Origin of the sequence: Dyella sp., assembly GCF_036384435.1 — a bacterium.
Classification (GTDB): Bacteria; Pseudomonadota; Gammaproteobacteria; order Xanthomonadales; family Rhodanobacteraceae; genus GSA-30.
Genome location: NZ_DASVMI010000160.1, coordinates 1 through 3,748 on the forward strand (window position 1 = coordinate 1; position 3,748 = coordinate 3,748).

3 protein-coding genes are annotated in these 3,748 nt (G+C 62.0%); 1 reads left to right on the forward strand and 2 read right to left on the reverse strand.

Going from position 1 to position 3,748, the window contains the following annotated elements:
• Positions 1–827: type I glyceraldehyde-3-phosphate dehydrogenase (locus VF436_RS16500; protein WP_330905125.1), on the reverse strand; the 827-nt coding region annotated here is incomplete at its 3' end.
• 175 nt (positions 828–1,002) lie between these two features.
• On the opposite strand from VF436_RS16500, the gene VF436_RS16505 reads away from it, so the two are divergent.
• Complete coding sequence (locus VF436_RS16505) at positions 1,003–1,818, forward strand: S1/P1 nuclease (RefSeq protein ID WP_330905126.1); 816 nt, start codon at positions 1,003–1,005, stop codon at positions 1,816–1,818.
• A 48-nt stretch (positions 1,819–1,866) separates the two neighbouring features.
• On the opposite strand, the gene VF436_RS16510 is transcribed toward VF436_RS16505, so the two are convergent.
• On the reverse strand, positions 1,867–3,748 hold a 1,882-nt coding region (locus VF436_RS16510; protein ID WP_330905127.1), incomplete at its 5' end, for a S9 family peptidase.

A 3,748-nucleotide genomic window follows, 5' to 3' on the forward strand; every position in this document is an offset into this window, starting at 1 on the left:
AGGATGCCCTTCAGCGCGCCATTGGCTGCTTCATTGATCGCGGCATCGATCTCTTCCTTGCTGGTCTCGCGCGCGGCCACGAAAGACAGGTCGACCACCGAGACGTTGATGGTCGGTACGCGCATGGCGAAACCGTCCAGCTTGCCATTGAGCTCCGGCAGCACCAGGCCCACGGCGGCAGCGGCACCGGTCTTGGTCGGAATCTGGCTGTGCGTGGCGCTACGGGCGCGACGCAGGTCCGAGTGATAGACGTCGGTCAGCACCTGGTCGTTGGTGTAGGCATGGATGGTGGTCATCAGGCCATGCACGATGCCGACCTTTTCATGCAGCACCTTGGCCAGCGGCGCCAGGCAGTTGGTGGTGCACGACGCGTTGGAAATCACCTCGTGCCTGGAGGTCAGGCGGTCGTCATTGACGCCGATGACGAAGGTGCCGTCCACGTCCTTGTCGCCGGGGGCGGAGATGATCACCTTCTTGGCGCCGCCGGCGATGTGCGCGCTGGCCTTGGCCTTGGAGGTGAAGAAACCGGTGGATTCCAGCACCACATCCACGCCCAGGTCGCCCCAGGGGAGCTTGGCCGGATCGCGCTCGGCCAGCACCTTGATGCGGTCGCCGTTGACGACCAGGTCGCCGCCTTCCACCGAGACTTCGCCCGGGAAGCGGCCATGGGCGGTGTCGTACTGCGTCAGGTGCGCATTGGTCTCGGCGTTGCCAAGGTCGTTGACCGCGACAATCTGGATGTCCTGGGTGCGACCGGATTCATAAAGTGCGCGCAGGGTATTGCGGCCGATACGACCGTAACCATTGATGGCAACCTTGATGGCCATGTGACAGCGTCCTCCGAAGTGATGGGGCAGCAAGCGGTCGCGGGGGCAGACCGCCAAAGCGGTCATGTTAGCCCGAACCGGCAGCGAACCGAAGCCACCGTGTCGCCGAATCGTAAAAACAAGCGTTCTTGCGTATGGCAGAATCCCATGCTCACTTCACAGGGGATCGAACCACATGAGGAATCATCGCCGCCTGGCTGTTGCCGTGCTCGCCCTGCTTGGCGTGGCGCCGATGGCGCAGGCCTGGGGTCCACTGGGCCATAGCGTGGTCGCCGAACTGGCGCAGCGCCACCTCAGTCCCGCCGCCGAGACCGAGGTTGAACACCTGCTGTCGCTGGAGCACAAGACCCGTCTGGCCGAGGTGGCGAGCTGGCCCGACGAGATCCGCAATGATCCGGCCCAGGATGCTTTATGGAAGCAGACCCGCAGCCTGCACTACGTCGATTTCGGTAACGATAAATGCAATTACGAGCCGCCGCGCGACTGCCCGGACGGTCAGTGCGTCGTCGCCGCGATCGATCACTATGCTGAAATTCTTGCAGACAAGAAGCAGTCGGATGAGACGCGCCTGCAAGCACTGAAATTCGTCGTGCACTTCATCGGTGACGAGCACCAGCCATTGCATGCCGGGTCGCGCGACGACAAGGGCGGCAATCAATACCAGGTGCAGATGGATGGCAAGGGTACCAACCTGCATCACGTATGGGATTCGGGCCTGCTGCTCACGCATAGCCATGACTGGCAGGCTTATGCCGATGAGCTGGACAAGCGCGGCCAGGTAAAACTACCCGCGCCCATCGCGCCGCTTGATAACCCTTATGCCCAGTGGGCCGAAGAATCCTGTCTGGCGACCGCCCAGCCCGGTTTCTACCCCAATAGCCACAAGATCGACGATGCGTACGTCAAGGCCGAATTGCCGTTGGCTGAGGAGCGCTTGCGCATCGCTGGCCGCCGGCTGGCCAATGTGCTGAACATGGCATTGGGTAAATGAACCGTATCAACGGCCGTCGCATGGCGGCGGCCGTTGATTGACGACGGGTCAGGGGCGGGTTGTCGTCGCTTGTTCGGATGCGTGGCTACCGATGTTTTGATCGAGGAAATCCAGGATTTTCCGGTTCGCTTCCAATCGATGGCTTTCCAGGTAGAAGCCATGCCCCTCGTCCGGCTCGGTCAGGCTTTCGTATTTCTTGCCAGCCTTGTCAAGCGCATGGGTGAATTCGCGGAAGTTGGCGAACGGGACGCGCTGGTCGGCGCCGCCATGGATAAGCAGGATGCGGGCATGGATGCGATCGATACCACTGAGCGGCGAGCGGCGCAGCAGGTCGTCACGGTCGGTGCCCAGTACCGTGGTGAGATAACTGGTACCGGTGTTGCTGCGCTGGGTATCGCTCTTTTCCCACTGGATGCGCAGATCGTAGATACCGGCATAGCCGATGGCGCAGCGATAGAGCTCGGGTTCGCGTACGGCGCCCTCGATCGCTGCGTAACCGCCGTAGCTGGTGCCATAGATACAAGTGCGCCTGGCATCGGCGTAGCCCTGCGTGATGGCCCAGCGCGTGGCGTCAGTCAGGTCGTCCTGCATGGACAGTCCCCACTGCCGATAGCCCTTTTGCTGGAAATCCTGGCCGTATCCACCAGACCCACGATAGTTGACCTGCAACACGGCGTAACCGCGGCTGGCCAGCATTTGCGTTTCGCTGTCATAGCCCCAGTCATCGGCGATGCCGTGCGGTCCGCCATGGGGTAGCACGACCAGCGGATAGGGGCGGGAGCCTTCCGGTTCGGTAAGAAAGCCATGCAAGGTCAGTCCATCGCGAGCCTGCAAGGTGATGGGCTGCATCGGGCGCATGTGGGCCGGTTCGATCCAGCGCCTGCGACTGAGCACGTAGCGTGCATTGCGCGTGTCGAAATCGAACAGGAAATAGTCGCCGGGATTGCGGTCGCTGCTGACGCTCAGCACCGCGGTCTTGCCGTTGCGGGTGAAGCTGACCAGGGCCACGCGTTGCCCAGGGAATTTCGAGGCCAGCGCCTTGGTCATCATGGCTTCGGGGCACGAGGGATCGATGTAGTGCAGGTCGGGAATGCCTTCGCGCGTTACCACGGCGTAGAAATCCTTGCCGTCGGCGGTAGGCAGCAAAGGCCCGGGATCGGCAAAGTCTCCCCGATAGACAAGCGTGCGTTCGCCATTGGCCGGATTCATCAATTCGATCGAGTCTGGGCCCTGTGCGTGGCTTACTCTCACATAGATGCGGCTATTGTCCCGATTGAAGCCAATCGGCTGGACGTTGATGCGCGATTTCTCCGAGTCGTTGAGCAGCCACCAGTCCTTGTCGTCCTGGCCTGGGCCGCGCGCCCACAGTCGCATGCCCAGGAAATCGCCGGTACCCAGGGCGGTGCGCACCTGCCCGTCATGATCGGCGACGAAGGAAGCATCCGTGACGGGTGAGGTATCCACGCGCCGGGTGTGTCCGGTATCGACGTTCAGGCGTTCGATGGAAGGAATAGCGCCCTTGCGGCTGGATGTGTAGTCACGGGCGGCAATCAGTATCTCGTGTCCATCGAGCAGGTCGGCGTCGATGATGGTGGCCGCGGCGTTGCGGCGCTCGCCGCCAGCACGACGCAGGTTCGTGTCATTGGACGAGTTGCCGCGCCAACCGAACAGATACGTGCCGTGTTGGCCGTCTATATCCGTAGCGATGAGCTCGCCGGTAGGAACAGGGGTGTCGAGAAACCCCTCGCGTGTGCTCAAGCTAGCGACGACACGGCGATCCCCGACCCACGCATAGTCATGGATCTGATCGCGATGGCCAGATGGAAAGCTGTAGATCAGTTTGCTGCTGCGTACATCGATGATGGCCAGCACGTTTTCGTAAGGGTCGCCGGGCATAGGGACGACGGCCGACAGGTAATCCCCCGTTAGC